General features: G+C 72.2%; 30 protein-coding genes. 20 read left to right on the forward strand and 10 right to left on the reverse strand.

What is annotated here, in order from left to right; all coding sequences use genetic code 11:
* Positions 1-16: 16 nt before the first annotated feature.
* Complete coding sequence (gene murA / locus OG344_RS21770; RefSeq protein ID WP_150933110.1) at positions 17-1,321, reverse strand: UDP-N-acetylglucosamine 1-carboxyvinyltransferase; 1,305 nt, start codon at positions 1,319-1,321, stop codon at positions 17-19.
* Between the two features lie 98 nt (positions 1,322-1,419).
* On the opposite strand from murA, the gene OG344_RS21775 reads away from it, so the two are divergent.
* The gene (locus OG344_RS21775) at positions 1,420-1,908 is read left to right on the forward strand and encodes a hypothetical protein (RefSeq protein ID WP_405084646.1); all 489 of its coding nucleotides are present in this window, start codon (positions 1,420-1,422) and stop codon (positions 1,906-1,908) included.
* A gap of 89 nt (positions 1,909-1,997) precedes the next feature.
* On the opposite strand, the gene OG344_RS21780 is transcribed toward OG344_RS21775, so the two are convergent.
* The 5 genes from OG344_RS21780 to OG344_RS21800 form a co-directional block, all read right to left on the reverse strand.
* Positions 1,998-3,449 carry an amidase gene (locus tag OG344_RS21780; protein ID WP_405084647.1) on the reverse strand — a complete coding sequence of 484 codons (1,452 nt, stop codon included), beginning with the start codon at positions 3,447-3,449 and terminating at the stop codon, positions 1,998-2,000.
* Between the two features lie 106 nt (positions 3,450-3,555).
* A complete protein-coding gene (gene ybaK / locus OG344_RS21785; RefSeq protein WP_150933113.1) occupies positions 3,556-4,053 on the reverse strand; it encodes a Cys-tRNA(Pro) deacylase in 498 nt (165 codons plus the stop codon).
* Between the two features lie 196 nt (positions 4,054-4,249).
* Positions 4,250-6,250, reverse strand: a complete 2,001-nt coding sequence (locus OG344_RS21790; protein ID WP_405084648.1) for a DUF222 domain-containing protein — start codon at positions 6,248-6,250, stop codon at positions 4,250-4,252.
* Positions 6,251-6,940: 690 nt separating this feature from the next.
* The gene (locus tag OG344_RS21795) at positions 6,941-7,696 is read right to left on the reverse strand and encodes a maltokinase N-terminal cap-like domain-containing protein (protein WP_405084649.1); all 756 of its coding nucleotides are present in this window, start codon (positions 7,694-7,696) and stop codon (positions 6,941-6,943) included.
* A 104-nt stretch (positions 7,697-7,800) separates the two neighbouring features.
* Positions 7,801-8,565 (reverse strand): DeoR/GlpR family DNA-binding transcription regulator, encoded by a 765-nt coding sequence (locus tag OG344_RS21800; RefSeq protein ID WP_405084650.1) that lies wholly within the window; start codon positions 8,563-8,565, stop codon positions 7,801-7,803.
* 203 nt (positions 8,566-8,768) lie between these two features.
* Between OG344_RS21800 and hisD the strand changes: the two genes are divergently transcribed.
* From hisD to hisF, 10 genes are all read left to right on the forward strand, one after another.
* Positions 8,769-10,076: a histidinol dehydrogenase gene (gene hisD, locus OG344_RS21805; protein WP_327045159.1), complete on the forward strand. Its 1,308-nt coding sequence runs from the start codon at positions 8,769-8,771 to the stop codon at positions 10,074-10,076.
* Positions 10,073-11,149, forward strand: a complete 1,077-nt coding sequence (locus tag OG344_RS21810) for a histidinol-phosphate transaminase (RefSeq protein ID WP_405084651.1) — start codon at positions 10,073-10,075, stop codon at positions 11,147-11,149. The genes hisD and OG344_RS21810 overlap by 4 nt, the downstream gene beginning before the upstream one ends.
* A complete protein-coding gene (gene hisB, locus OG344_RS21815) occupies positions 11,146-11,751 on the forward strand; it encodes an imidazoleglycerol-phosphate dehydratase HisB (protein WP_405084652.1) in 606 nt (201 codons plus the stop codon). Before OG344_RS21810 ends, hisB begins: the two co-directional genes overlap by 4 nt.
* Entirely contained in the window at positions 11,751-11,903 is a 153-nt protein-coding gene (locus OG344_RS21820; protein ID WP_165900426.1) for a hypothetical protein, read from the forward strand. Before hisB ends, OG344_RS21820 begins: the two co-directional genes overlap by 1 nt.
* The gene (gene hisH, locus OG344_RS21825) at positions 11,900-12,532 is read left to right on the forward strand and encodes an imidazole glycerol phosphate synthase subunit HisH (protein WP_327049565.1); all 633 of its coding nucleotides are present in this window, start codon (positions 11,900-11,902) and stop codon (positions 12,530-12,532) included. The genes OG344_RS21820 and hisH overlap by 4 nt, the downstream gene beginning before the upstream one ends.
* A 53-nt stretch (positions 12,533-12,585) precedes the next feature.
* The gene (locus OG344_RS21830) at positions 12,586-12,747 is read left to right on the forward strand and encodes a hypothetical protein (protein ID WP_405084653.1); all 162 of its coding nucleotides are present in this window, start codon (positions 12,586-12,588) and stop codon (positions 12,745-12,747) included.
* Between the two features lie 86 nt (positions 12,748-12,833).
* Complete coding sequence (locus OG344_RS21835) at positions 12,834-13,196, forward strand: hypothetical protein (RefSeq protein WP_405084654.1); 363 nt, start codon at positions 12,834-12,836, stop codon at positions 13,194-13,196.
* 4 nt (positions 13,197-13,200) lie between these two features.
* Positions 13,201-13,926: a bifunctional 1-(5-phosphoribosyl)-5-((5-phosphoribosylamino)methylideneamino)imidazole-4-carboxamide isomerase/phosphoribosylanthranilate isomerase PriA gene (gene priA / locus OG344_RS21840; RefSeq protein WP_327045163.1), complete on the forward strand. Its 726-nt coding sequence runs from the start codon at positions 13,201-13,203 to the stop codon at positions 13,924-13,926.
* Positions 13,927-13,997: 71 nt separating this feature from the next.
* Positions 13,998-14,399 carry a RidA family protein gene (locus tag OG344_RS21845; protein ID WP_327045164.1) on the forward strand — a complete coding sequence of 134 codons (402 nt, stop codon included), beginning with the start codon at positions 13,998-14,000 and terminating at the stop codon, positions 14,397-14,399.
* A gap of 3 nt (positions 14,400-14,402) precedes the next feature.
* On the forward strand, positions 14,403-15,182 hold the full coding sequence (gene hisF / locus OG344_RS21850; RefSeq protein WP_405084655.1) for an imidazole glycerol phosphate synthase subunit HisF: 780 nt from the start codon (positions 14,403-14,405) through the stop codon (positions 15,180-15,182).
* Positions 15,183-15,313: 131 nt separating this feature from the next.
* Here hisF and OG344_RS21855 read toward each other — a convergent pair whose 3' ends face one another.
* From OG344_RS21855 to OG344_RS21870, 4 genes are all read right to left on the reverse strand, one after another.
* The gene (locus OG344_RS21855) at positions 15,314-15,574 is read right to left on the reverse strand and encodes a hypothetical protein (RefSeq protein ID WP_405084656.1); all 261 of its coding nucleotides are present in this window, start codon (positions 15,572-15,574) and stop codon (positions 15,314-15,316) included.
* Between the two features lie 707 nt (positions 15,575-16,281).
* Positions 16,282-16,449: a hypothetical protein gene (locus OG344_RS21860; RefSeq protein ID WP_165900427.1), complete on the reverse strand. Its 168-nt coding sequence runs from the start codon at positions 16,447-16,449 to the stop codon at positions 16,282-16,284.
* Positions 16,450-16,609: 160 nt separating this feature from the next.
* Complete coding sequence (locus OG344_RS21865) at positions 16,610-16,774, reverse strand: hypothetical protein (RefSeq protein ID WP_167521588.1); 165 nt, start codon at positions 16,772-16,774, stop codon at positions 16,610-16,612.
* 91 nt (positions 16,775-16,865) lie between these two features.
* Positions 16,866-17,501 (reverse strand): TIGR03085 family metal-binding protein, encoded by a 636-nt coding sequence (locus tag OG344_RS21870; protein WP_405084657.1) that lies wholly within the window; start codon positions 17,499-17,501, stop codon positions 16,866-16,868.
* A 323-nt stretch (positions 17,502-17,824) separates the two neighbouring features.
* On the opposite strand from OG344_RS21870, the gene OG344_RS21875 reads away from it, so the two are divergent.
* The 9 genes from OG344_RS21875 to trpB all read left to right on the forward strand — a co-directional run bounded on the left by OG344_RS21875 (position 17,825) and on the right by trpB (position 26,501).
* Positions 17,825-19,603: an ABC transporter ATP-binding protein gene (locus OG344_RS21875; RefSeq protein WP_405089138.1), complete on the forward strand. Its 1,779-nt coding sequence runs from the start codon at positions 17,825-17,827 to the stop codon at positions 19,601-19,603.
* Positions 19,604-19,640: 37 nt separating this feature from the next.
* Positions 19,641-21,473 (forward strand): ABC transporter ATP-binding protein, encoded by a 1,833-nt coding sequence (locus OG344_RS21880; RefSeq protein WP_405084658.1) that lies wholly within the window; start codon positions 19,641-19,643, stop codon positions 21,471-21,473.
* Positions 21,474-21,531: 58 nt separating this feature from the next.
* A complete protein-coding gene (gene hisI, locus OG344_RS21885; RefSeq protein WP_405084659.1) occupies positions 21,532-21,891 on the forward strand; it encodes a phosphoribosyl-AMP cyclohydrolase in 360 nt (119 codons plus the stop codon).
* The gene (locus OG344_RS21890) at positions 21,888-22,580 is read left to right on the forward strand and encodes a TIGR02234 family membrane protein (protein ID WP_405084660.1); all 693 of its coding nucleotides are present in this window, start codon (positions 21,888-21,890) and stop codon (positions 22,578-22,580) included. Before hisI ends, OG344_RS21890 begins: the two co-directional genes overlap by 4 nt.
* A 147-nt stretch (positions 22,581-22,727) precedes the next feature.
* The gene (locus OG344_RS21895) at positions 22,728-23,138 is read left to right on the forward strand and encodes a DUF4190 domain-containing protein (RefSeq protein WP_405084661.1); all 411 of its coding nucleotides are present in this window, start codon (positions 22,728-22,730) and stop codon (positions 23,136-23,138) included.
* Positions 23,139-23,197: 59 nt separating this feature from the next.
* A complete protein-coding gene (locus OG344_RS21900) occupies positions 23,198-23,806 on the forward strand; it encodes an RDD family protein (RefSeq protein ID WP_405084662.1) in 609 nt (202 codons plus the stop codon).
* A 16-nt stretch (positions 23,807-23,822) separates the two neighbouring features.
* Positions 23,823-24,248, forward strand: a complete 426-nt coding sequence (locus OG344_RS21905; RefSeq protein WP_405084663.1) for a DUF2752 domain-containing protein — start codon at positions 23,823-23,825, stop codon at positions 24,246-24,248.
* Between the two features lie 157 nt (positions 24,249-24,405).
* Positions 24,406-25,230, forward strand: coding sequence for an indole-3-glycerol phosphate synthase TrpC (gene trpC / locus OG344_RS21910; RefSeq protein ID WP_204283735.1), 825 nt, complete (start codon positions 24,406-24,408; stop codon positions 25,228-25,230).
* A 65-nt stretch (positions 25,231-25,295) separates the two neighbouring features.
* Positions 25,296-26,501: a tryptophan synthase subunit beta gene (gene trpB, locus OG344_RS21915; protein WP_405089139.1), complete on the forward strand. Its 1,206-nt coding sequence runs from the start codon at positions 25,296-25,298 to the stop codon at positions 26,499-26,501.
* Positions 26,502-26,508 lie beyond the last annotated feature (7 nt).

Below are 26,508 nucleotides of genomic sequence, written 5' to 3' on the forward strand. Positions count from 1 at the left end.
CGGGAGACGAAAAGCTTTACGTCAGCCTGTTGATCTTCAATCCGAGAGAGGTGAACTGTTCGAACGGCCTGTGGTACCCGCGTTCGATGTGGTTGACGCCGCGCAGGGTCGAGGTGCCCTCGGCGACGGCGGCGGCCAGCACCGCGGAGAACCCGGCGCGGATGTCGGGCAGCGTGACGTCGGCCCCGCGCAGGTTGGAGATGCCCCGTACGACCGCCGAGTGCTTGGCGTTGGTGTCGTGGTAGCGGCAGGCCGGTCCACCGAGGCACTGGGCGAACACCTCGATCTCGCAGCCCATCTTCTGCAGCGCGGGCACGTACACCAGGCGGTTCTCGAAGACCGTCTCGTGCAGCACCGACATGCCCTCGGCGCGGGTGAACAGCACCATGAGCGGCGTCTGCCAGTCCGTCATGAAACCGGGATGGGTGTCGGTCTGCACGGCCGCCGCGCGCAGGCCGTCCGGCGCGGAGGCGCACAGCCAGTCGTCGGTTATCTCGAACCGCGCGCCCATCCTGGCGAGCGTCGTGATGGCCGTGACCAGCCGGTCCTGGTGGCAGCCGTGCACCCGCACCTCGCCGCCCGTCACCAGGCCCGCCACGAGGTACGAGAACGCCTCTATGCGGTCGCCGGCCAGCCAGGTGGAGGCGCCGTGCAGGCGCTCGACGCCCTCGATGACGATGCGCCGGTCGGGGCTGAGCTCGATCATGGCGCCCATGCGTTGGAGGAACAGCGCGAGCTCGACCACCTCGGGCTCCATGGCGGCGCCCTTGATGACGGTCTTGCCCTCGGCGAGCACGGCGGTCATCAGGATCGTCTCGGTCGCGCCCACGCTGGGGTAGGGGAGCGAGATGCGGCTCCCGCGCAACCGGGCCGCCTTGGCCGTGATGCCGTTGTCGCCGACCTCGATCTCGGCGCCCATCGACCGCAGCGCCTCGACGTGGAAGTTCACCGGCCGCCTGCCGATCGGGTCGCCGCCGACCAGCGGCACGAACGCCTCGCCCGCCAGGTGCAGCAGCGGGCCGAGCATCAGGATCGGGATCCGGTTGAGGCCGGTGTACTCCTCCGGGACCCGCGGCCGGATGTCGCTGCCCCTCTCGATGGTGATCTCACCGGGGGTGATGTCCACATGGATGCCGAGGGCTTCGAGCATGGCGGCGGTCAGCCCCACCTCGCCGACCTCGGGCGCGTTCTGCAGGGTGCTCGGACCGGTTCCGAGCATCGCCGCCACCATGTGCTTGGAGACCGCGTTCTTCGATCCCCTGACCTCCACGTCGCCCCGCAGCGGGCCCGACGGGTCGATCTGCCATACCTCTTCGCTCACTCGGCCTCCTTGGCCCCACCCATGCCGTGCGTCCCCCGCACTCGGTGCTGCAAGAGTACGGGACCGAATTCGATCGCTATGTGAGTACTATCGGGACGGTGCGGCATGTGAAGGGCAATCTGGCGACGGTCGTCGTGACCGTCCTGGTGCTGGCCCTCCTCGGCGCCGTCGCCGGGTACGTGTGGTCGGTGCTCGCCCCCGCCACCCGCTACGTGATCGTCGAGGGAATGCGGAAGCCCATCGACCCGGAGACGCAGTCGCTCATCGAGGCCGACGGCTGGTTCGCCGTGGTCACCGGTGCGTTCGGCCTGGCCTCCGGCATCGCGGCGTACGTGCTGTCGCGCCGCCACCCGCCGGTCGAGGTGCTCGTGGGGCTCGCCGGCGGCGGCCTGCTCGCCGCGTACGTCGCCCTGCTGGCCGGCACGTCGGCGAAGGGGACCGTCCAGGCGGCGGGACCCGGCGGCTTCACCACCACGACATCCCTGGGAGTGACGGCGTACGGCGTGCTGTTCGCCTGGCCCCTGCTGTCCACCGCGATCTACTGGGTCGTCGAGTTCGCCGTGAGCTACCGTCAGCGCGAAGCCTGACTGCCGGTCGCCATGCCGGTCGCCATGCCGGTCGCACGCCGGTCGCACGCCGGTCGCACTGCTGGTCGCACTGCTGGTCGCACTGCTGGTCACACTGCCGGCTCGGGCAGGCGGGGAGCGGTCCGCCAGAAGCCGGTCGCCTGCTCCAAGGCGTGCCCGAGACGCAGGACGTCCATGTCGGCCCACGGCCGGCCGACGATCTGCAGGCCGACCGGGAGCCCGTCGGACGTGAAACCACAGGGCACCGACATCGCGGGCGCGTGCAGCACGCTGATCCAGTAGCAGGAGCGCATCCAGGCCAGGTAGTCGGGCATCTCCACCCCGGCCACCTCCGTGACGTACGGCTGCCCGACCGGGAACGGCGGCACCTGGCTGACGGGCGCCACGAGGAAGTCGTACCGGCCGAAGAAGCGCCGCATGCGGTGCCAGAGCCGGGTGCGCAGACGCTCGGCCCGCCCGAGGTCGGCTCCGGTGACCTTCCGTCCTTGCTCCACGTTCCACGCCACGTTGGGGCCCACCTCGGGGAAGTCGCCGAAGGTGAGCGCGTAGTGCCACGACCGGTAGACGCGGAACGCCTCCTCCGCGTCGGACAGGTCCAGGTCCACCTGCTCGACCTGCACGCCCAGGCCGGCCAGCGCCTCCACCGCCCGCGCCGTCGCCGTCGCGGTACGCGGGTCGACCGGCAGGCTTCCGAGATCGGGGCTGAAGGCCACCCGGACGGACGTGAGGTCCATGTCGAGCGGTTCCGCGAAGGCCGACCCGTCCTCACGAATTGCAAGCGGAGAGACCGGGTCGAACCCGGCTATTGCCGACATGAACAGTGCCAGGTCGCCGGCCGTACGGGCCATCGGTCCCGCGACGCTCAGCGTGAACCAGGCCGCCGTCGGCGACTTCGACGGCACCCGGCCGGGAGTCGGCCGCAGGCCCGCCACGTTGCAGAAGGACGCGGGGTTGCGCAGGGAGCCGCCCATGTCCGAACCGTCGGCGAACGGCACCATCCGGCAGGCCAGCGCCGCGGCGGCCCCGCCACTGCTGCCGCCCGCGCTCTTCGACAGGTCGTAGGGGTTGCGCGTCGCGCCGAAGACCTCGTTGACCGTGTGCGACCCGGTGCCGAACTCGGGGGTGTTCGTCTTGCCGAGCGCGATCCCGCCCGCCTCGCGGATGCGCCGCACCAGGGGATCGTCCTCGACGGGCACATGGTCGGCGAACGCCCGCGAGCCGTACGTCGTCCGCACGCCGGCGGTGTCGGCGAGGTCCTTGTGTGCGACCGGGATGCCGTGCAGCGGGCCGCGCACCAGGCCACGTGCGAGGTCCTCGTCGGCCCGCGCGGCCTGGTCGAGCGCCCGCTCGGCGGTAAGCGTCACAATGGCGTTGACCTGCGGATTCGTCTCTTCGATCCGCCGCAGGCACGCCTGCGTCAGCTCGACGGCGCTCACCTCCCGGGCCCGCAGCAGCGCGGCCATCTCCGTCGCCGTCAGGTCCGCCGGCCCGCCGTCGTGGTGGCCGTCGTGGTGGCCGGCCTGTTCGCCGTGTTCGCTCACACTTCCCCCGATCTATCCGGCTGTCGCCAGTGTCGAGGCGGGCGAGCCGTACCGGCGATGGCAACAGTCGACAGGTTCACAGCTTGGCGATTCACAGCTTGGCCATTCACAGCTTGGCGATGGGTGCGGTCACCGCCTGCGCGAGCCGGACGAGGTTCTCCGGTGCCGTCTCGATCTGCAGGCCACGCCGCCCGGCGGAGAAGTAGACGGTCTCGAAGCCGAGCGCCGACTCGTCCACCACGGTCGGCAGTCGCTTGCGCTGGCCGAGCGGGCTGATGCCTCCGACGACGTAGCCGGTGGTCCGCTCGACCTTGGCCGCGTCGGCCATCGCCGCCCGCTTGCCCTTCAGCGCCGCCGCGAACGCCTTGAGGTCGAGCTTGCCCGCCACCGGTACGACCGCGACCGCCAGGCCCGCCTCGGTCTCCGCCACCAGCGTCTTGAAGATCCGCTCGTACGGCACTCCGAGCGCGTCGGCCGCCTCCTCGCCGTACGCCTGTGCGTTCGGGTCGTGGTCGTAGGGGTGGAGGGTGAACTCCGCCTTCGCCTGCGTGAGGGCGACCGTCGCCGGAGTGCTCTGGCCGCCCTTGCTCTTGGTCTTGCTCACGCCCGCAAGCCTAACGGCGGCACCCCCGCCGTTCCCCGTCCAGTCGTCCCTGCCGCCCCCGCATCCCTCTCCGTCCCCGCGTCGCTTCCGCACTGCCCGGCCACTGCTTCCGCGCCGAGCCTGCCCGCGCCGATCGGGCCGAGGCAGGCAGCAGGAAAGCCGAGCAGGCGGGCCAGGGCCGGCCGTACCAGTGGGCTCACTCGCGTTGCCGGAAGGAAGCGAAGCGGCCAAGGTAGGTGAAGGCCCAGCGATCTTCGCCGACCTTCCGGCGCAGGTAGCGGCCGGGACGGCGGTAGCGATCGCGGTTGTGGAACTGGCAGGCCGGTCCCAGTAGCTTCAGGTCGGTCAGCCCTCCGCTGCACCAGTTGTCGGCGTGGTCGATCTCGCACATCGTGGCGGGGAGGGGGCAGCCCTCGACCCAGCAGGTGGCGTACCGGGCGAAGACCGCCCGGCGCTGTGCGGGCGTGGCGAGGCGGACCTTGCGGCCCATGTCGAGCACCTGCCCGTCGGCATCCATCACGATCCGGACCAGAGCGCTGGTGCGCGCCAGGCGATGCACGCTGGTAACGGGGAGCATCTGCCCGGTCGCCAGCAACAGCCCGGGCGCGGTCCCGAGCAGCGCCCACGCCAAAGCCGTCGGTGTCCCCGGCCCTCCCTCCGGTCCGTCTCGTGTGCCCTCCGGTTCGTCTGGTGTCCCCTCCGGTTCCTCCGGGATTGCCACCGGTTCCTCCGGAATTTTTCCCGCGGCCGCAGTCCGCTCAGGACTGCCCTGCTCAGTTCTGCCCTGCTCAGTTCTGCCCTGGTCGGGAATGGCCTGGTCGGGTGCGGCCTGGTCGGGTGCGGCCTGCTCCGTCCTGGTTCCGTCGGCGGGGGCGGGGGCGGGGGCGGGGGCAGGGACACCATCGCCGTAAGCGGGATGAACGCGGCTGGATTGGAAGCAGTCACCGGACACACGGCCAGCAGGATCGTCATCGGCCGCAGCGGTGCTGTCCGGGCCGCTGTACTCCGGGCCGCTGTACTCCGAGCAGTCGGGCTCGGCCTTCTTCGCGGCACCCGGATTTCCGGCTGGAACGGGGTCGTCGTCAGGGACCGGCCCCTTGTCGGGAAGGGGGCTGTCGGCGGTGGCCGGTCCTTTGTCGGAAGCAGGGGCGTTTCCGGGGCTGGGGGCGCCGCCCGTGACGGGGTCGTCATTGGGAAGGGACTCGGCTCTGACCATCACAAGAAGCTCGGCGGCGACCTTCTGCCCGAGGAGCGCGATGAACGCGTCCGCGTTACGCACCCGTCGCGGCCGGTCGTCTCCCTCGGCTCTGGGCTTGCCGTAGGTCTGCAGCAAGGTCATCAGGCGCGCGGCCGCCTCGCGGGGAAGGTAGAACTGCCCTTCCACTCCGCCGTTCTTGGTCGGGCGTACCGTCATGAAGCGCCGCTGGTAGTCGGCTTGCTCATCCTGCTCCTCCCCGTCGGGATCCAGCAGTGCCCGCAGATACCGTCCCGCCTTGGAGACTTCCGCGGCGGTCGCCTTTTCGGCCAATTCCACCAGAATCGGCTCGGCCAGCGCGGCATTGTCATCCGACATCCCGGCTGTCGCGGCGCAGATGGCCTCCGCCACCCCGGCCGCCATCTCGCCTGAGGCGAACCGCCGCGCCACCTCCGGCAGACGGGAAAGCTCCTCGCTGAGAGTCAGCAAACGACCCGCCTCAGGAGTGCTCATTCCCCCAACGGTGCGCAACCAGGTCCGCGTCGAGGCGTGCCCATGCTGCTTGGCCTGTCCCGTTCGATGTACGCGGCCAACGCGCTCGGCCAGCGCACTCATAATCCGGTCACGGGCGAACAGCAGGTCCTCGGCTTCGGCCAGACAAATCTCCGGCGCATCCGGTGCCGGCGTCAACGCCAACGCCTGCGCCGTCTCGCGCAATGATGCCACCAGCATCCACGACGACCGTTCCCGATGGCTGGTACGACCGTCGGCGTCGGCGCCCGCCGAAGCTCTGGTGTCTCCGAATCCGGTGCCTCCGAATCCAGTGCCTCCGAATCCAGTGCCGTCGAATCCAGGGTCACTGGATTCGCGATCCGGTCCGCTGCTGTTGTATCTGCGGCCAGTGCCAGGACCGGCCGCCTCGCTGCCGGTTGCTCCGTGTTCGGCGTCGTCGCAATCATTCGAACGATGAAGGCCGCCAGGACCAAAGCCGAACAGACCCATGGCACCTCCTCATTTACCAATTCGAAAGCCTGTATGAATTCTCCCATGCTCCCGCTGTCGATAACAGCCTTGCCGGCTACATTGTTGGAGCTGCAGGTTGCCCTCCATCAAAAGGATTTTCCGGGCATTCTCCCTAATTGCCTTTTTCTGGGCAGAGCCTGCGGCGAGTCGGGGCGGGCAGGCTGTGGCGGAGTGAGGGGTGGGTGGGCCGGCCACACCGGAGGACTGGAGCCAGCGCCGTGAAGTCGCAACTGTGGCCGAGGCGGTTATTTGGGCCGACCTCCGTCGCGAGTGCCGTGAACTGGGAGTAGCAGGGCGTCAGCGAACGGCGGGGCAGAGGGCGCGAGCAGGCAGCGGGAGAGACAGGCTGGGGGACAAGGCTGATGAGCGAGGGTGCGTCGGGCCGCCACGCGCCGGACGGCGGCCAAATACCGGGACCTCGGTGCCGTCCGGCATGGCGGTGCACGCTCAGGGGCGCGGCAGGGGGTGGAGGGGCAAGAGTGCGGCAGGGCGGTGCAGGGCAAGGGTGCGGCAGGTGGGCGTGTTCGGGGCGCAGGTCGCGTTACGGTGCGGCGTTCTGGGCGGCGGCGAACAGGTCCCTGGCCTCGGTGCCGCCCGGCCAGGCTGCGGCAGGGCAGGGACGCGGTAGGGGCGGTGTGGTCGGAGCGGTGTGGTCGGGCGCGGGTCGCGTCAGGGTGCAGCGTTCCGGACGGTGGCGAACACGCCCCGGGCCTCGGTGCCGTCCGGCAGGCGCCAGCCGGCCGTCACGTGTCCCTGAGCCCCCGTCGTGTCCTCTTCGCCGGGCGGCAGCACGCGGTTCACCCGGATCACCAGTCCTCCGTCCTGGCCGCGCTGCGGACCTTCCGCCCAGCCTTCCGGTGTGACCGCACCTGCCTGTGTGACCGAGTCTGCCCGTACGACCGAGTCTGTCCGTACGGCGATGTCGGTGCATCTCGGTCCGCCGGCCGCGGCCGGCGACGTGACCGGGCCGGTGATCTGAGGTCCCGTGATCTGAGGTCCCGTGAAGCCGCTGACGACGGAGGGGTCGGGGGTGTTGCTCACGCTCTGGGCCTGCGGCTCGGCCGCGCCCTGGAGGAGCGCCAGAAGTTGTGCGACGAGGATCGGGTCATGGGCGCCGTCGTAGATCCACCGCGGTCCGAGGACCCCGTGCTCGGCGGTGCCGATGAGGGCATGATCCGCTCCGTCGAGCGGCGCCCCCCGGTAGGTGAGCGGCACGAGGTAGGAGAGCGGCTCGTCGCCGGAGTCGTCGGTGACGACCATGAACTCGATGCCGACCTCACCCCGCGGGTCGTCGAGCCGGAAGCCGCCGGCTCTGGCGAGTTCCGGGTGGCGGTCCCCACCTTCGTACCAGGGCTGGGAAGGAAGCCACGCGGCGAGGAGCTCCAGCTTGCCGGGCGTCAGCGTGGTTTTGTGGATGACAGCCATGCTCGAAGGCCCTCCGTCGCGATCTCGTCACCATGCCGTTCCTCGCCACCGGTGCCGCGAGCCGGTGATGATCAGCATCTTACCGGCGGCGGTCACGCGCGGGCTCAAGGGGAGATCACCTCCGTACCCGCCCTGGCCAGGGCGGACGCGAGGGCGGGCGAAGGTTCCGCGTCGGTGACGAGACCGGACGGGCCGTCCAGGCCGCACACCCGGTAGGCGGCGACCCTGCCGTGCTTCTCGGTGTCGGCGAGCACGTACGTCCGCGCGGTGCGGGCGAGGATCACGCGCTTGGTCGCGACCTCGTCCAGGAAATAGTCGGTGAGCCCGGCGTGCGCGTCCACGCCGCCCGAGCCGACGAAGGCGACGTCGGCGCGCAGGTCCTCGAAGAACTCCACGGTCCAGGCGTTGGAGACGGCCAGGTCGCCCTGCCGGACGCGCCCGCCCGCCACGAGCACCTCGACGCCGGGACGGCCGGCGAGCTCGGCCGCCACCAGCAGCGAGCAGGTGGCGACCACCCCGCGGAACGACGGCGGAACGGCCCGCGCCAGGTGGACCGCGGTGGTCCCCACGTCGATGATCACAGTCTGCCTCGGCCGCAGCAGCCCCGCCGCGAGCCCGCCGATCACGGCCTTCGCCCCGGACTGGCTGGTCGAGCGTTCCAGGTAGGACAGCTCCTCCCCGGTGCCCGACGGGGCCGAGGTCGCCCCGCCGTGCACCCGGACCAGCAGCGCCCGGCGCTCCAGGACCGCCAGGTCGCGCCGTACGGTCTCGTGGGACACGCCGAGCAGCGCGGCGAGGTCCTCGGTACGCACGGTCCCCTTGCGCCCGAGGGTTTCGATGATCCGCTGGTGGCGCTGGGCGGGAAGCACGCGACTCTCTTTTCGACTGACCGAACATGACCGATGTCGCCCGAGAGTGTGGATCGGCGCCCGAAAACCTGTCAAGCGCCGGGCCCGAATCCGGGCGATCGGCACGACGTCCCAGCTCCAGAGGGATACGCGCGCCGGTGAAACGCCCGTCCCGAATGCTGGACACACACGGATGTGCCTGTGGTCGTCCGTAGACTGGGACGGTGATTTCCCGTATCGACCTGCGCGGGTCCCTGCCCGGCGACCTGCGCGACGTGCTGCCCCGAGCCGAACTCGACGTCGAGGCCGCCCTGGAGAAGGTGCGGCCCATCTGCGAGGAGGTCCGCCATCGCGGCGCGGCGGCCGTACGGGAGCTGACCGCGCGGTTCGACGGCGTCGATATCGAGTCCGCCCGGGTGCCCGCCGAGGCGATCACCCGCGCGCTCGCGGAGCTGGACCCGGCCGTGCGCGCCGCGCTGGAGGAGTCGATCCGCCGCGCCCGCCTGGTCCACCGCGACCAGCGGCGCACCGACACGACCACGCAGGTCGTGCCGGGCGGCACGGTCACCGAGCGCTGGGTCCCGGTCGACCGGGTGGGGTTGTACGTCCCCGGCGGCCGGGCCGTCTATCCGTCCAGCGTGGTCATGAACGTCGTCCCGGCCCAGGAGGCCGGGGTCGCCTCGCTGGCCGTGGCATCGCCCGCGCAGAAGGAGTTCGGCGGGTTGCCGCACCCCACGATCCTCGCCGCCTGCGCGCTGCTCGGCGTCGAAGAGGTGTACGCGGTGGGCGGCGCCCAGGCGGTGGCGATGTTCGCCTACGGCACCGAGGAGTGCCGCCCGGTCGCGATGGTGACCGGCCCGGGCAACATCTGGGTGGCGGCGGCAAAGCGCCTGCTCAAGGGACGCATCGGCATCGACTCCGAGGCCGGCCCGACCGAGATCGCGATCCTCGCCGACGAGACCGCCGACCCCGCCCACGTCGCCGCCGACCTGATCAGTCAGGCGGAGCACGACGTGATCGCGGCGGCCGTCCTGGTCACCACCAGCCCCGAGCTGGCCGACGCGGTGGAAAAGGAACTGCCCGGCCAGGTCGCCGCGACCCGCCACTCCGAGCGCATCACGGAGGCGCTGGCCGGCCGCCAGTCGGGCATCGTGCTCGTCTCGGACGTCGAGGACGGCCTGAAGGTCGTGGACGCCTACGCCGCCGAGCACCTGGAGATCCAGACCGCCGACGCGGCCGCCGTCGCCGCCCGCGTGCGCAACGCCGGCGCGATCTTCATCGGGCCGTACGCGCCGGTGTCGCTCGGCGACTACATGGCCGGGTCCAACCACGTGCTGCCGACCGGCGGCTGCGCCTGCCACTCCTCGGGGCTGTCGGTGCAGACGTTCCTGCGCGGCATCCACGTCGTCGACTACAGTCGCGAGGCGCTGGCCGGGGCCGCGCCGTATGTCTGCGCGCTCGCCGACGCCGAGGACCTGCCCGCCCACGGCGCCGCCGTCCGCGCCCGCTTCGACTGGGAAGTGCCCTCATGACGACCCTCGACGACCTGCCGATCCGCGACGACCTGCGCGGCAAACAGCCGTACGGCGCGCCGCAGCTCGACGTGCCGGTGCAGCTCAACACCAACGAGAACCCCTACCCGCCGCCGGCCGCGCTGATCGACGACCTCGCCCGGGCCGTACGGCGGGGCGCGGCCACGCTCAACCGCTACCCCGACAGGGACGCCGTCGAGCTGCGCAAGGACCTCGCCGACTATCTCGGCCACGGGCTGACCGCACGCCAGATGTGGGCGGCCAACGGCTCCAACGAGATCATCCAGCAGATACTGCAGGCGTTCGGCGGCCCCGGCCGCGCGGCCATGGGGTTCGAGCCGTCCTATTCGATGCACCCGATCATCGCGGGCGGCACGAACACGCGGTGGATCGAGGGACTGCGCGAGGAGGACTTCGCGCTCGACCCCGCCGCCGCCGTGGCCGCGATAGAGGAGCACCGCCCCGACGTGGTGTTCCTGACCTCGCCGAACAACCCGACCGGCACGTCCCTGCCGCTGGAGGTGATCGAGCGGGTCCTCGCCGCCGCGCCCGGCATGGTCGTCGTCGACGAGGCGTACGCCGAGTTCGCCCGCACCGGCACGCCGTCGGCGCTGACGCTGCTGCCCGGCAACCCCCGGCTGATGGTGACCCGGACCATGTCCAAGGCGTTCGCGATGGCCGGCACCCGGCTCGGCTACCTCGCCGCCGACCCGGCGGTGGTCGACGCCCTGCTGCTGGTCCGCCTGCCGTACCATCTGTCCACGCTGACCCAGGCGGCGGCCCGGGTGGCTCTCGCGCACCGCGAGGAGCTGCTCGGCACGGTCGACGCGCTGCGCGGCGAGCGGGACGCCACGGTGGACTGGCTGCGGGGACGCGGCCTGACGGTCGCCGACTCGGACGCCAACTTCGTGTTGTTCGGCAGGTTTCCCGATCGGCGGTCCGTCTGGGAGGGACTGCTGGAGCGCGGGGTGCTGATCCGGGAGACCGGGCCCGCGGGCTGGTTGCGCGTGTCGGTCGGCACGCCGGAAGAGATGGCGGCGTTCCGCGCCGCGCTGGAGGGGGTCCTCGCATGACCGAGATCGACGAGCGGCGCGGCCGGGTCGAGCGTACGACGAAGGAGACGTCGGTGCTGGTCGAGGTGGACCTCGACGGCACCGGGATCGTCGACGTGGCGACCGGCGTCGGGTTCTACGACCACATGCTCGCCCAGCTGGGCAAGCACGGCCTGTTCGACCTCACCGTGAAGACCGAGGGCGACCTGTACATCGACGCCCACCACACGATCGAGGACACCTCGATCGCGCTCGGCGCGGCGTTCCGCGAGGCCTTGGGCGACAAGTCGGGCATCCGGCGGTTCGGCAGCGCCTCCTGCCCGCTGGACGAGGCGCTCGCGCAGGTCACCGTGGACCTGTCCGGCCGGCCGTACCTCGTCCACACCGAGCCCGAGGGCATGGCCCCGATGATCGGTCCCGACTACGACACGACCATGACCCGGCACATCCTGGAGTCGTTCGTCGCGCAGGCGGCGGTCTGCCTCCACGTGCACGTGCCGTACGGGCGCAACGCGCACCACATCGTGGAGGCGCAGTTCAAGGCGCTCGCGCGGGCGCTGCGGGAGGCGTCGGAGCGGGACCCGAGGGCGACCGGGGTGCCCAGCACGAAGGGCGTCCTCTGATGACCTTCGCGTCCGGGGGAATGATCTTCATCGCGCTATTCCTGATCGGCGGGGTCGTCTCCGGCATACGGCAGGGGATCAAGCTGCTGGCGGCGATCGCCGGCGTCGGCGCGGCCCTGGCCCTGACCGCGGGAGTGATGTGGTGGCAGTGAGCAGGCGCGTGGTGGTGCTCGACTACGGATCGGGCAACCTCCGGTCTGCGGAGCGGGCGCTCGCCCGGGTCGGCGCCGACGTGACGGTCACCGCCGACTTCGACGCGGCCGTGGAGGCGGACGGGCTCGTCGTCCCCGGCGTCGGGGCGTTCGCCGCCTGCATGGAGGGGCTGAAGAGCGTGCGCGGCGACCAGATCGTCGGGCGCCGCCTGTCCGGCGGCCGGCCGGTGCTCGGCATCTGCGTCGGCATGCAGATCCTGTTCGGCAAGGGCGTCGAGCACGGCGTCCACACGGAGGGCTGCGGCGAGTGGCCGGGCACGGTCGAGCGGCTCGACGCGCCCGTGCTGCCCCACATGGGCTGGAACACCGTGACCGCCCCCGAGGGCAGCGTGCTGTTCCAGGGGCTCGACGAGGCGACCCGCTTCTACTTCGTGCACTCCTACGGCGTGCGGGAGTGGCTGCTCCAGACGGGCGACGGCTTCCGCGAACCGCTGGTCACCTGGGCCGAGCACGGCGTGCCGTTCGTGGCCGCCGTCGAGAACGGGCCGCTCATGGCGACCCAGTTCCACCCGGAGAAGTCCGGGGACGCGGGCGCCCGGCTGCTGTCCAACTGGCTCAGCACGCTGTGAGCGGGCGCGGCACGCGGCATCCCGGTGCGGCGGTGCGACACTGGGGAGCGGCGGTGCGCGACATGAACAACGACGCGATCAGGAACGCGATCAGGAATGCGGGAAAGAAGATGGGCACCGACCTGGGAATGAGCCTGGAAACGGACGTGGACGCGGCCGGGCCGGGCTATAACCGTGACCAGAAGAGCCCTGACCGCGGCTGTGACCAGACCTGACCTGACCACAGTCGTGATCGCAGTCGTGATCGCAGTCGTGACCACAAGACCAGAGCCGTGACCGAGAGACCTGAGCGGGAGGCTCGATGAGCAAGGAGCGGGCCCGCCGGAGGGCGGAGCGCGAGGCCGAGCGCGAGCGCCTCGCGGCGGCCCGCGCCGAACGCGACGCGAGAGCCGCCAGGCGGCGCGAGCTGCGCGGCAGGCTCGTCGGGCCCATCCGGGCCGCGGTGCTCCCGCGGCCCGCGCGGCTGGTGCGGGTCGCCCGGCAGCGGGGGTATCTCGCCCGCCGCCGCCGCACCGAGAACGGGGTCGCGGTCACCCTGTGGTTCCTCGTCCAGGCGCTCGCCTGGATCTTGTTCGAGTCGTGGATGGCCCGGCTGGGCGTCTTCCTCGGCTCGATCCTGCTGCTCCCGGTGCTCGTCACCATCGTTTTCGACCGGAGGTCTTGACCCAATGTCGCTCGTATTGCTCCCCGCCGTCGACGTCGCCGACGGCCAGGCCGTACGCCTCGTGCAGGGCGAGGCGGGGACGGAGACCTCGTACGGGGATCCGCTCGCCGCCGCCCTCGCCTGGCAGGAGGCCGGCGCGGAGTGGATCCATCTGGTCGACCTCGACGCGGCGTTCGGCCGGGGAGGCAACCGCGAGCTGCTGGCCTCCGTCGTGGGCAGGCTCGACGTGCAGGTCGAGCTGTCCGGCGGGATCCGCGACGACGCCACTCTGGAGGCCGCGCTGGCCACCGGCTGCCGCCGGGTCAACATCGGCACCGCCGCGCTGGAGGACCCGGCGTGGTGCGCCAAGGCGATCGCCGAATACGGCGACCGCATCGCGGTCGGGCTCGACGTGCGCGGCACCACGCTGGCCGCCCGCGGCTGGACGAAGGAGGGCGGCGACCTGTGGGAGGTCCTCGACCGCCTGGAGTCCGAGGGCTGCCCCCGCTACGTCGTCACCGACGTGACCAAGGACGGCACGCTGCGCGGTCCCAACCTCGACCTGCTCCGGCAGGTCTGCGCGCGGACCGACCGCCCGGTCGTCGCCAGCGGCGGGGTGTCGTCGCTCGACGACCTGCGGGCCATCGCGACGCTCGTGCCGGACGGCGTCGAGGGCGCGATCGTGGGCAAGGCCTTGTACGCCCGGGCCTTCACGCTGCAGGAGGCGCTCGCGGCGGTGACAGCCGGATGAGCATCCCGACACCTGCCCAGACGTCTGCCCAGACGCCCGTACAGCCACCGGCCCCGCCACCCTCGGCGCAGATGCCCGAGGGCCGGATCTCCTCCGGCGGTCCCTGGGAGGACCGGTACGGCTACGCCCGCGCGGTCGTCGCCGGGCCGCACGTGCTCGTGTCCGGCTGCACCGCCACCGTCGGCGGAGAGGTGCAGCACGTGGGCGACGCCTACCGGCAGACGCTCACCGCCTTCTCGATCGCGCTGGACGCCGTCGAGAAGGCCGGCACGACGCGGGCCGACGTGGTGCGCACCCGCATGTTCGTCGTGAACGCCGACGACTTCGACGCCGTCGGCAAGGCGCACGGGGAGATCTTCGGCGACGTGCGGCCCGCCTGCACGAGCGTGCAGATCGCCGGGCTCGTCGACCATCGCATGCTGGTCGAGGTCGAGGTCGAGGCCTACCGCGCGGCGCGCGGCGGCGGGGGCTGAGCGATGACGGTTGCGGTGCGCATCATCCCCTGCCTCGACGTCGACGCCGGACGGGTCGTGAAGGGCGTCAACTTCGAGAACCTCAGGGACGCGGGCGACCCTGTCGAGCTGGCCGCGCGGTACGACGCCGAGGGCGCCGACGAGCTGACCTTCCTCGACATCACCGCGTCCTCCGGTGAGCGGGAGACCATGCTCGACGTGGTGCGCCGTACGGCCGAGCAGGTGTTCATCCCGCTGACCGTCGGCGGCGGCGTGCGGTCGGCCGACGACGTGGACCGGCTGCTGCGCGCGGGCGCCGACAAGGTCGGCGTCAACACCGCGGCGATCGCCCGGCCGGAGCTGCTGACCGAGGCGTCCCGCCGGTTCGGGTCCCAGTGCATCGTGCTGTCGGTGGACGCGCGCCGGGTGGTCGACGGCCCGCCCACGTCCTCGGGCTTCGAGGTGACCACGCACGGCGGGCGCCGGGGGACCGGCATCGACGCGGTGGGGTGGGCCAGGCGCGGAGAGGAACTGGGCGTCGGAGAGATCCTGCTCAACTCGATGGACGGCGACGGCACCAAGGCGGGGTACGACCTGGAGATGCTGCGGGCCGTACGGGCCGCGGTGAGCGTCCCCCTCATCGCCTCCGGCGGCGCCGGGCGGCTGGAGGACTTCCCGCCCGCCGTGGAGGCCGGAGCGGACGCCGTGCTGGCCGCCTCGGTCTTCCACTTCGGCCAGCTCAAGATCCACGAGGTCAAGGACACGTTGCGGGCGGCCGGTCACCCGGTCCGCTGGACACGCTGAACAGGCAGAACACGGGGAACACGCGGAACACGCGGAACACGCTGAAGACGCAGGACAGGCCGGGCACTCCACCGCCCGGCCTGCCCCGTACGTCTGATCTGCCCCGTACGTCCTCGAAGGTCGGTCGCCGGTCAGTCGTCGTCGATCTCCACGATGGCCGTGGGGAAGGCCGCGGGGCCGGTGCCGAGCGAGGAGGACGCCTGCGACTGGTACTGCCACTGCGCCTGGTAGGGGCCGTCACAGCCCCGGCCGGACACCTGGTGGGCGGAACCGGTGTGGGCGACGGGGACGACCGTCTCGGCGAACGCTCTGGGCGCCGGTTGCGCGGCCGCGAGACCGATGGCGGCGAGGACCGCGAGACCGAGCGGGCTCGGGAATCGCATGGCGGGCATACTGCCTCCTGTCCTGCTGACGTCTCCTGCCTGAACGGGCGTGGGGGTGATCCGGATCGGCATCTCCAATGGTCACCGGGCCTGCCGTAGCCGTCCAGGCATTCAGCTATAAACAGGGCGACATGCGGACGAATCGGGCATAAGTGATTTCGCGCCCTTTTCTCTTCTTGGTGGGGAAAGATCATGCTTTGTCGGGGCGAGGGGTGGGCGGAGCCGGGCCGTGACGGTCGTGGCCGTCACGATCGCTCGCGCCGTATCCGCCGTCGCCGCATAGGCCGCGCGAGCCGCCGTCGCCGGGCGGCGACTCCGCCGGTCCGGCAGGTTCGAGAGCGGGCTGGTGTGAGAGCGGGCTGGTGTGAGAGCGGCCTGTACGGGTAAAGGGGCTGGACCGGTGACGCGCACCTCGCCGTTCCCGAGTGAGGTAAGGGTCGCGAAGGACTGCGAAAGACCCGGCCTGGCGGCCGCGGCTTCGGTCGCGGACAGTGGCGTGCCCGGTGCGTCAGGTGACGAACTGAGGGGACGGGTCGGAGAGACGGGTGGGAAGAGCCGGCGGAGCGAGGGCGATTGCCCTGCCGGCCCTGTGGGCCCGGTGGGCCCTGTCGGGAGAGCGTGGCCGTGCCGGAACGGGTTCCTTCACGGCCCCGTGAGGGATCTCGCGGCCGGGATGCCGCGAGGGTCGGCTCAGTCAGGACCGGCTCAGGACCGGCTCAGGACCGGGGTAGGACCGAGGTGAAGAAGGTGGCGAGCCGGCTGGCCCCGGTGTTGACCGTGTCGAACACGCCACGGACGGCGCCCGCCGCCGCGTGCGGCTGGTTGTAGAGGTAGAAAACTACGAACGCGATGGCCGCGTACGTAAGAACCTTCTTCAACTTCATCGGGGGGGCCTCCTGCTGTCGGTTTCCCGGACGTTTGTACCCGGCGGCAGGAATGATCATAACTAGCCGCGAGGACACGAGCCCGTTCCGCTCTCATCGTGAGACGGACTGGAGGCGCGGCTGAGACGGACGCGGCGCCGCCTCACGCCCGCCCCGGCGGTCAGCCGGAGACGAGCGAGGTGAAGAAGGCCGAAAGCCGCTCCGCGCCCGTCGTGATGCCTCCGAACAGGTTCCTGACCGCGGCGGCGGCGTTCGCCGGCTGGGTGAACAAGTAGAAGATCACAAACGCGACGGCCACATAGGTCAGGACCTTTTTGAGGTTCATCGGGGCTCCCAAACACTCATGTCTGGATCACATGCTGCCCCATATCAAGATGTTTACGTGGGAATTCCGGGCAGTTCCCACTGTGGCCTGATCACAGGCCGAATCTCGCCTGCCGCAGCCGGGCGACCGCCTGGTCGTCCCCCTGGTAGGTCACCCGGGCGTGCTCCTGCCGGCCGAAGGCGAACAGCAGCAGCTCGGCCGGCTCGCCGGTGACCACGACGGCGGGCTCGGCCATGCGGCCCGCCGTCCTCGTCCCGTCCGGGCGCCGGAGCACGACGCCCACCGGCGCCCCGCGCATGAACAGGCGGGCGCCGCCCCGCAGCCGCCGCCAGAGCGTCTCCTGGAGGTCCTCGGGGAGCTCCCGCGGCTCCCACCCGGCCTGCGCCCGGCGCACGTCCTCGTGGTGGACGAACAGCTCGACGGTGTTGACGACCGCGTCCAGGCCGGGCACCAGTCCGTACGGCGTCCAGCGCGGCGGGCCGTTCCGCACGAGCCCCACCAGCTCGGGGTAGGAGTGGCGCAGCGTGAGACGCTCCTGCACGGCGGCGGTGTGGCCCGCCAGGAGCGGCAGCGCGACTCCGGGGGCCGCGTCGAGGCGGCGCTCGCGCAGGACGAGATGGGCCGCGAGGTCCTGGGTGGCCCAGCCCTCGCACAGCGTGGGCGCGCCGGGGCCGAGGTCGTCGAGCAGGTCGCAGAGCGCCGCGCGCTCCGTACGGGCGTGAGTCACGTGATCAGCCTACGGCCGGCGCCCCGGCCGCTCCGAAGCGGAACGGCCGGAATAAACCGCTTGATCAGGATGATAGGGAGTATCTAGGGCCCGCGACTGCCGGGGTCTGCCCGGGTCTGCCCGGGGCGGAAACCGGCGGGAGGGGCACTAGGACCAATGGCTCGGCCGGGCGTGGGCCCTCCGGCCGATCCGGCGGCCCGCCCGCATGGGTATCGTCCCCGTCCGGGGCGCTCACAGGGAGCGGACCCCGGACGATCCCCGACCGGAAGGAAACACCCCGCGTGCCGACGAAGGAGTCTCCCGCGCGGCCCGGCAGCTCGATCATGCTCCAGGGTCTCAAGGTCCTCGGCGTGGCGATCAGGACGGAGCCGCGGATCTTCATCGGCGCGGTCCTCGCCAGCGCCCTCTACGGAGGGATGACCGTCGCCTCGTCCTGGGCGCTCGGCTGGGCGACCGACAACGCCTTGCTGCCGGCGTTCCGGGACCACGAGGCCGCCACCGGCGGGCTGGTCGCCGCGGCGGCGCTGATCATGGGCGTCGCGGTGCTCAAGGCCGCGGGCGTCATGGGCCGCCGGATCATGGCCGGCATTCACCAGTACCGCATGCAGGCCCACTCGCGCCGCGCGGTCACCCGCCAGTACCTGCGGCTGCCGCTCGCCTGGCACCACCGCCACCCCACCGGGCAGCTGCTGTCCAACGCCAACTCCGACGTCGAGGCGGCGTGGGCCCCGCTCGCGCCGCTGCCGATGGCGGTGGGCGTGGTCGTGATGCTCGTGACGGCCGCCGTGGCGATCGTGCTGGTCGACCCCGTCCTCGCCGTCGTCGGCTTCCTGATCTTCCCCGCCGTGGCCGTGCTCAACCTGGTCTACCAGCGCAGGCTCTCGCCGCTGGCCATGCGGGCCCAGGCGCTGCGGGCCGAGGTGAGCGAGGTCGCGCACGAGAGCTTCGACGGCGCGCTCGTCGTCAAGACCCTCGGCCGGGAGGACGCCGAGACCACCCGGTTCCAGGCGAAGGCCGACGCGCTGCGGGACGCCAACATCGCCGTCGGCCGGGTCCGGGGCCTGTTCGACCCCCTGCTGGAGGCGCTGCCCACGCTCGGCGTGCTGGCCGTGCTGCTCGTCGGCGCGGTGCGCCTGGAGTCGGGCGGCGTCGCGGCCGGCGACCTGATCCAGGTGGCCTACCTGTTCACGCTCCTGTCCTTCCCCGTCCGGGCGCTCGGCTGGGTGCTGGCCGAGCTGCCGCGCAGCGTCGTCGGCTGGACGCGGATCAGGGAGGTCCTCGACGCCACCGGCTCCATGGAGCACGGCACGGCCCGCCTGGACGCCTCCGGCCCGGCCCGGCCGGCCGCCGAGGGCGTCGGCTTCGCCTACGTCCCCGGCAACCCGGTGCTGAAGGACGTGACCTTCGCGGTCGCGCCGGGCCGCACGACCGCGATCGTCGGCCCGACCGGCGCGGGCAAGTCGACCCTCACCCAGTTGCTGGCGCGGCTCGTCGACCCCGGCGAGGGCGTCGTACGGGTCGACGGGGTCGACCTGCGCGACGCGGCCAGAGGGGAGGTCAGCCGCTCGGTGGCGCTCGTCCCGCAGCAGACGTTCCTGTTCGACGACACCGTGCGCGGCAACGTCACCCTCGGCGAGGCCGTCCCGGACGAGCGGGTCTGGGCCGCGCTGCGCCTCGCGCAGGCCGACGGGTTCGTCAGCGCGCTGCCGTCCGGCCTCGACACCCGGATCGGCGAGCGCGGCGCGACGCTGTCCGGCGGGCAGCGGCAGCGGCTCGCGCTGGCCCGCGCCCTCGTGCGCGAGCCCCGGCTGCTGATCCTCGACGACGCCACCTCCAGCGTCGACCCGCAGGTCGAAAAGCGCATCCTGTACGGCCTGCGCGACGGCGCGGCCGAGGCCACGGTGATCGTGGTCGCCTACCGGATGGCGACGATCGCCCTCGCCGACGAGGTCGTCTACCTGGAGCAGGGCGTCGTCGCCGACCACGGCGCGCACGAGGAGCTGCTGGCCCGTTGCGCGGGCTACCGCGCCCTCGTCACCGCGTACGAGCGCGAGGAGGCCGAACGGGCCGCGCTCGACAGCGGCGAGGAGGTCGTGGCATGACGAACCTTTCACGGCTTTCAGTGAGGAGTGTGGCCCGGTGACCGCCGTCACGGACACGGGGAAGACCGACGGGAAGACCGGCGGGAAGACCGGGGAGACCACCGCGTTGCGGTCGGCGGAGCGCGGGGCGGTGGAGACCCTCAGGCAGGGCCTGCGGCTGTCGCCGGAGTTCCGCCGCGGGATCGCCGGGACCCTGGCGCTGGCCGTGCTGGCCACGCTGGGCAAGGTCGTGGTGCCGGTCGCCGTGCAGCAGGTGATCGACCGGGGCCTGGGGCAGGGCGCGCCCGACGTGCCGTTCATCCGCGACGCCGTCGCCCTGTGCGCGGTCGCGGTGGCGCTGACCGCGGTGTGCGGCTACCTGATGAACGTGCGGCTCTACCGCTCCACGGAGTCGGGCCTGGCCACCCTGCGCGGCAAGGGCTTCCGGCACGTGCACGACCTGTCGGTGCTGACCCAGAACAGCGAGCGGCGCGGCGGCCTGGTCTCGCGGGTTACCGGAGACGTCGACCAGATCAGCTCCTTCATGCAGTGGGGCGGGCTGATGGTCATCGTGTCCGTCGGCCAGCTGCTGGTCGCGACCGTGCTCATGGCCGTCTACTCCTGGCAGCTCACGCTGCTGGTGTGGGCCTGCTTCCTGCCGGTGATGCTGGCCCTGCCGCGGTTCCAGCGCCTGGTGGCCAAGGCGTACACCCGGGTGCGCGAGCGGGCCGGCGACGTCCTCGCCGCCGTCAGCGAGTCGGTCGTCGGCAGCGCGGTGATCCGCGCGTACGGCTCGGAGGACCGCACCGCCGAGCGGATCGACAGGGCGGTGGACGGGATGCGCGCGGCGCAGACCCGGGCCCAGAAGATCGTCGGTTTCACGTTCCCGACCACCGAGCTGGTCGCCTCGGCCGCCGTCGCGCTGGTGGTCGTCGCCGGGGTCGAGCTCGGCGTCTCCGGGTCCATCACGGCGGGCCGGCTCATCGCGTTCCTGTTCCTGATCACGCTGTTCGTCAGCCCCCTGCAGACCGCGACCGAGGTGCTGAACGAGGCACAGAACGCGATCGCGGGCTGGCGCCGCATCCTCGGCGTGCTCGACACCCCGGCCGATGTGGCCGACCCGGAGAACGGCGCGACACTGCCGCGCGGCCCGATCGAGGTCCGCTTCGAGCGCGTCGGCTTCGCCTACCCGGGCGGGCCGCCCGTCCTGCACGAGGTGTCGGCCGAGATCGCCCCGCGTACGCGGGTCGCGGTGGTGGGGGAGACCGGCTCGGGCAAGACGACCTTCGCCAAGCTCCTCACCCGGCTCATGGACCCGACCTCCGGCCGGATCCTGGTGGACGGGGCCGACCTACGCGAGGTCGGCTTCGCCTCCCTGCGGGAGCGGATCGTCATGGTCCCCCAGGACGGCTTCCTGTTCGACTCGACCCTGGCCGGCAATATCCGCTTCGGGCGTCCCTCCGCCACCGACGAGGAGATCACGCGGGCTCTGACCGAGCTCGGCCTGGCCGACTGGCTCGACGGCCTCCCGGCCGGTCTGGACACCCCCGTCGGCCAGCGCGGCGAGTCGCTGTCGGCCGGTGAGCGGCAGCTGGTCGCGCTGGCCCGCGCCTACCTCGCCGACCCCGACCTGCTGCTGCTCGACGAGGCCACCTCCGCCGTGGACCCCGCCACCGAGGTGCGGCTCGCCCGGGCGCTCGACGGGGTCACCCGGGGCCGTACGGCGGTCTCGATCGCCCACCGCCTGTCGACCGCCCAGGCGGCCGACGAGATCCTGGTGTTCGAGCACGGCCGGATCGTCCAGCGCGGCCCCCACGCCGTGCTCGCCGCCCAGCCCGGCGTGTACGCCGACCTCTACGCCTCCTGGACCACCGCCACCACCGTCCGGTGACACCGGGGAGGGGCGGCAGGGAGCGGGGGCGGCGGGGCGCTGCGGCACAATTGGCCCCATGGCCCTCGACCCGAAGATCGCCGACCGGCTCAAGCGCACCCCGGACGGCCTGGTGCCCGCGATCGTCCAGCAGCACGACACCGGCGAGGTGCTGATGCTCGCCTGGATGGACGACGAGGCGCTGCACCGCACGCTCACCACCGGCCGGGCGACCTACTGGTCCCGCAGCCGGGGGGAGTACTGGGTGAAGGGCGACACCTCCGGCCACGTGCAGTGGGTCAGGCACGTCGCGCTCGACTGCGACGGCGACACGGTCCTGCTGAAGGTCGACCAGGTGGGCGCCGCCTGCCACACCGGCGACCGCACCTGCTTCGACGCCGACGTCCTCGATGTCCTCGGCGTGACCGGCGCGCCGTGACCACTCCCACCCCTGCTTCCGCCCCGGATCACGCCGCCGCGCCGGGCCGGGCCGGCCGTACGGCGGGGCGCTCGCTGCTCGTCTGGCTGGCCGCCTGCGCCGCCGGCGGCGGCCTCGCGCTGCTCGCCGCGGGCAGGCGGTGGGTGACGCTCGGCGCCGCCGGGGGCCCCGGGGGAGCGGGGCAGGACGGCCTCACCGGCGGCGACCTGGTCGCCTGGCTCCCACCCGCCGCGCTGGCCGCGCTCGCCGCCGCGGTGGCCGTACTGGCGGCGCGGGGGATCGGGCGGCGGGCGATCGGCGGGGTCGTCGCGTTGCTCGGCGCGGCGGTCGCGGCCGGAGCCTGGGACGGCACCCGAGACGCGACGGTCGCCGCCGCGGCCCGCGCGCACGCGACGACGGCGACGATCTCCGGCGCCGCGGTCCCGGTGGAGTCGCGCGCCTGGGTCTGGCCGCTGCTCGCCGCCGCGGGCGGGCTGGTCCTGCTCGGGTCCGGGGTGGTCGCGGCGGTGCGCGGCGCGCGCTGGCCCGGCATGTCGGGCAGGTACGAACGGGACGCCGGGCACGCCCGCGCGGAGCCGGGACGCGCTCCGGCGCGGGACGCCGACCGCGCCATGTGGGACGCGCTCGACGAGGGCGAGGACCCCACCGACGACCGCCCAGACGGCCCCACCGACGACCGCGGGCGCTGACCCGCTCACCCGGCGGCGAGCCGGCCTGGGTGCTGGACCGTTCCCAGCTCAGATTACAAATAGCCCACAAACCGGGTTTTCGCTCCGATCGGTCGCCCGGCTGTCTGTAGGCTTCGCGGCGACTTCGTTGATCGCACAGGAGACCGGATGAGCCACGGGTACCTGCCGGGTGACTCGGGTGGCCACGGCCACCCGCCCGGCGCGGGCGGCGTGCCGCCGGTCTCCGGCTATGGCCACGGCTATGGACACGGGTACGGCTATCCGCCGCCGCCCCCTCCGTACGGGTACCACCAACCCCATGGTCCCCGCACGAACGGCATGGCCGTCGCTTCGCTCGTTCTCGGCGTCCTCGGCCTGCTCTTCTGCGGGATTCCCGGGATCGCCGGCGTCATCTGTGGTCACGTCGCGTTGCACCAGACACGCCGGACGGGCGAACAGGGCCGGGGTCTCGCGATCGCCGGGCTGATCCTGTCCTACGCCGGCGCCGCCGTCTGGCTCCTCTACGCGATCGGGCTGGGTCTGCTGGCGGCGCTGAGCGTCGCGCACGTCGCCGGTTAGTCCCCGCCCCGGGTCTCCTCCCCTTCGCGTTCCTTCTCCCACTTTCGCTGGAGCTCCACATGACCTACGGCAACGACCCGTACAACCAGGGTGGTTACCCCCCTCAGCAGCCTCCCCAGCAGCCTGGCGGGCAGGGCGGTTACCCGCCGCCCCAGGGCGGCCAGTACGGCCCCGGCCAGTACGGCGGCCAGCCCTCCGGCGGCTACGGCGGCCCCGAGCTCGCCCACTGGGGTCTGCGCGTCGGCGCCTACCTGATCGACGCGCTGGTCATCGGCATCCCGTCCGGCATCCTCTACACCATCGGCGGCTCCATGACCGCCAGTTCCCTCGAGGTGGACCCGGACACCGGGCAGCTCACCTCGACGGGCGGCAGCGGGATCGGCGTGGTCATCTACTTCCTGGGCCTCGTCGTCGCGCTCGGCCTCACGTTGTGGCTGAAGTACCGGGAGGGCACCACCGGCCAGACGGTCGGCAAGAAGGTCCTCGGCATCAAGACGGTCAAGGAGGAGACGGGCGAGTACATCGGCTTCGGCATGGCCTTCGTCCGGTACCTCTGCCACATCATCGACGGCCTGCCCTGCTACATCGGCTTCCTCTGGCCGCTGTGGGACGCCAAGCGGCAGACCTTCGCCGACAAGATCGTCGGCACCGTGGTCGTGCGCGCCTGAGCGTTAGGCTGAGCACGTGGACGTGACCGGACGGCGCGCGCGGGACCGGATATGGTCGCTGTGCGCGCCGCTCGGCGCCGCCGCCGGTCTCGCCGCGGCGGTGGCGTACCTGGCGGTGGTCGACCCGCACGAGCCGGGTCACTACCCCGTCTGTCCCTTCTACTACCTCACCGGTCTGTACTGTCCGGGTTGCGGCGCGCTGCGCGCCGTGCACGATCTCGCGCACGCCGACCTCGCCGGGGCGGCGCGCATGAACCTTCTCTTTGTCGTCTGCGTTCCTGTCGCGATCGCGGCCTGGGCCAGGTGGACGTTACGATCATGGCAGGGGCGGCCCGTGGGCCCGGGCGCCGCACGCCCCGCCTACCTGTGGGGGCTGATCGCCGTCGCGGCCGTCTTCTGGGTAGTGCGTAATGTGCCTTTCGGGCATTTCCTCGCTCCGTGACGCGACCCTGTGGCCGATCGACGCGAGACGGGCCGATACCATCGCAGGGCAGGAACGCAGAGCAGCCGACCGAGAGCAGCCGACCGGAGGGACCCTTGCGCGTGAGCGAGCGGACAGGTGATTCGCGCGAGCTCCGAGCCGAAGGCGAGGAGGACGCGTGAGTGTTCTTGACGACATCATCGTGGGCGTGCGGGAGGACCTCGAGGAGCGGCAGCGCGACGTGCCGATCGAGGAGCTCAAGCGCATCGCCGCCCGCGCCCCCGAGCCCCTGGACGCCTACGCCGCGCTCGGCGGCGACCGGGTCTCGGTGATCGCCGAAGTGAAGAGGTCGAGCCCGTCCAAGGGCGCGCTCGCCGCCATCGCCGACCCCGCCGCGCTCGCCGCCGACTACGAGGAGGGCGGCGCGCACGTCATCAGCGTGCTGACGGAGCGGCGCAGGTTCGGCGGCACGCTCGCCGACCTCGCGGCCGTGCGGGCCGCGGTCGACGTGCCCGTCCTGCGCAAGGACTTCATCGTCACCTCCTACCAGCTGTGGGAGGCCCGGGCGCACGGCGCCGACCTCGCCCTGCTGATCGTGGCGGCCCTCGACCAGCAGGCGCTCGTCTCGCTGATCGAGCGGGCCGAGTCGATCGGGCTCTGCCCGCTCGTCGAGGTGCACACCGAGGAGGAGCTGACCCGCGCGGTGGACGCCGGCGCGAAGGTCGTCGGCGTCAACGCCCGCGACCTGAAGACGCTGCAGGTGGACCGCGAGGTGTTCGCCAGGCTCGCGCCCAAGGTGCCGGACGGCGTCATCAAGATCGCGGAGTCCGGGGTGCGCGGGCCGCACGACCTGCTCGCGTACGCGCGGGCGGGAGCCGACGCGGTGCTGGTGGGCGAGAGCCTCGTCACCGGCAGGGACCCCAAGGCCGCGGTCAACGACCTGGTGACCGCGGGCGCGCACCCGGCCTCGCGGCAGGACACCGGCTCCGAGAGGCACCCGTGAACGACAGCACCGCAGAAGGAGGCCGCGTGACCTCGACGGACGAGACCCTCATCACCCCCGCCGACCTGGCCGGGGGCGGAGTCGGCGGCGACGATCCGGACGCCCGGGGCAAGTTCGGCATATTCGGCGGCCGGTACGTGCCCGAGGCGCTCATCCCGGCCCTCGACGAGGTGGCCGCCGAGTACGAGAAGGCCAAGACCGATCTCGACTTCGTCCGCGAGTTCGACCACCTGCTGCGCACGTACGCGGGCCGTCCCACGACGCTGACCGAGGTGCCGCGCTTCGCGGAGCACGCGGGCGGCGCCCGGATCCTGCTCAAGCGGGAGGACCTCACCCACACCGGCGCTCACAAGATCAACAATGTGCTCGGCCAGGCGCTGCTGACCAAGCGGCTGGGCAAGCGGCGGGTCATCGCGGAGACCGGGGCGGGCCAGCACGGCGTCGCCACCGCGACCGCCGCGGCGCTGATGGGCCTGGAGTGCGTCATCTACATGGGCGCCGTCGACTGCGAGCGCCAGGCGCTCAACGTCGCCAGGATGAAGCTCCTCGGCGCGACGGTCGTCCCGGTCACGAACGGCAGCCAGACCCTCAAGGACGCCATCAACGAGGCGTTCCGCGACTGGGTCACCAACGTGGAGCACACCCACTACCTGTTCGGCACGGTCGCCGGGCCGCACCCGTTCCCCGAGATCGTCCGGGACTTCGCCCGGATCATCGGAGTCGAGGCGCGCCGCCAGGTGCGGGAGCTCACCGGCGGCCTGCCCGACGCGGTGTGCGCCGCCGTCGGCGGCGGGTCGAACGCCATCGGCCTCTTCCACGCCTTCATCCCCGACGAGGGCGTCCGGCTGTACGGCTACGAGGCCGGCGGCCGGGGCGCGGAGTCCGGCGAGCACGCGCTCACCCTCACCCAGGGCAGCGTCGGCGTGCTGCACGGCGCCCGCACCTACGTCCTGCAGGACGACGAGGGCCAGACGATCGAGTCGCACTCGATCTCCGCCGGTCTCGACTACCCCGGCGTCGGCCCCGAGCACGCGTGGCTGAAGGACAGCGGCCGCGCCACCTACGAGGGCGTGACCGACGAGGAGGCCATGGAGGCCTTCGCCCTGCTCGCGCGCACCGAGGGCATCATCCCGGCCATCGAGTCCTCACACGCGCTCGCGGGCGCGCTGCGGCTCGGCCGCGAACTCGGCCCGGACGCCCTGATCCTGGTGAACCTCTCGGGACGCGGCGACAAGGACATGGGCACCGCCATGAAGTACTTCAACCTCTGATCCAGCA

Source organism: Microbispora sp. NBC_01389 (genome assembly GCF_045040095.1).
Classification (GTDB): domain Bacteria; phylum Actinomycetota; class Actinomycetes; order Streptosporangiales; family Streptosporangiaceae; genus Microbispora.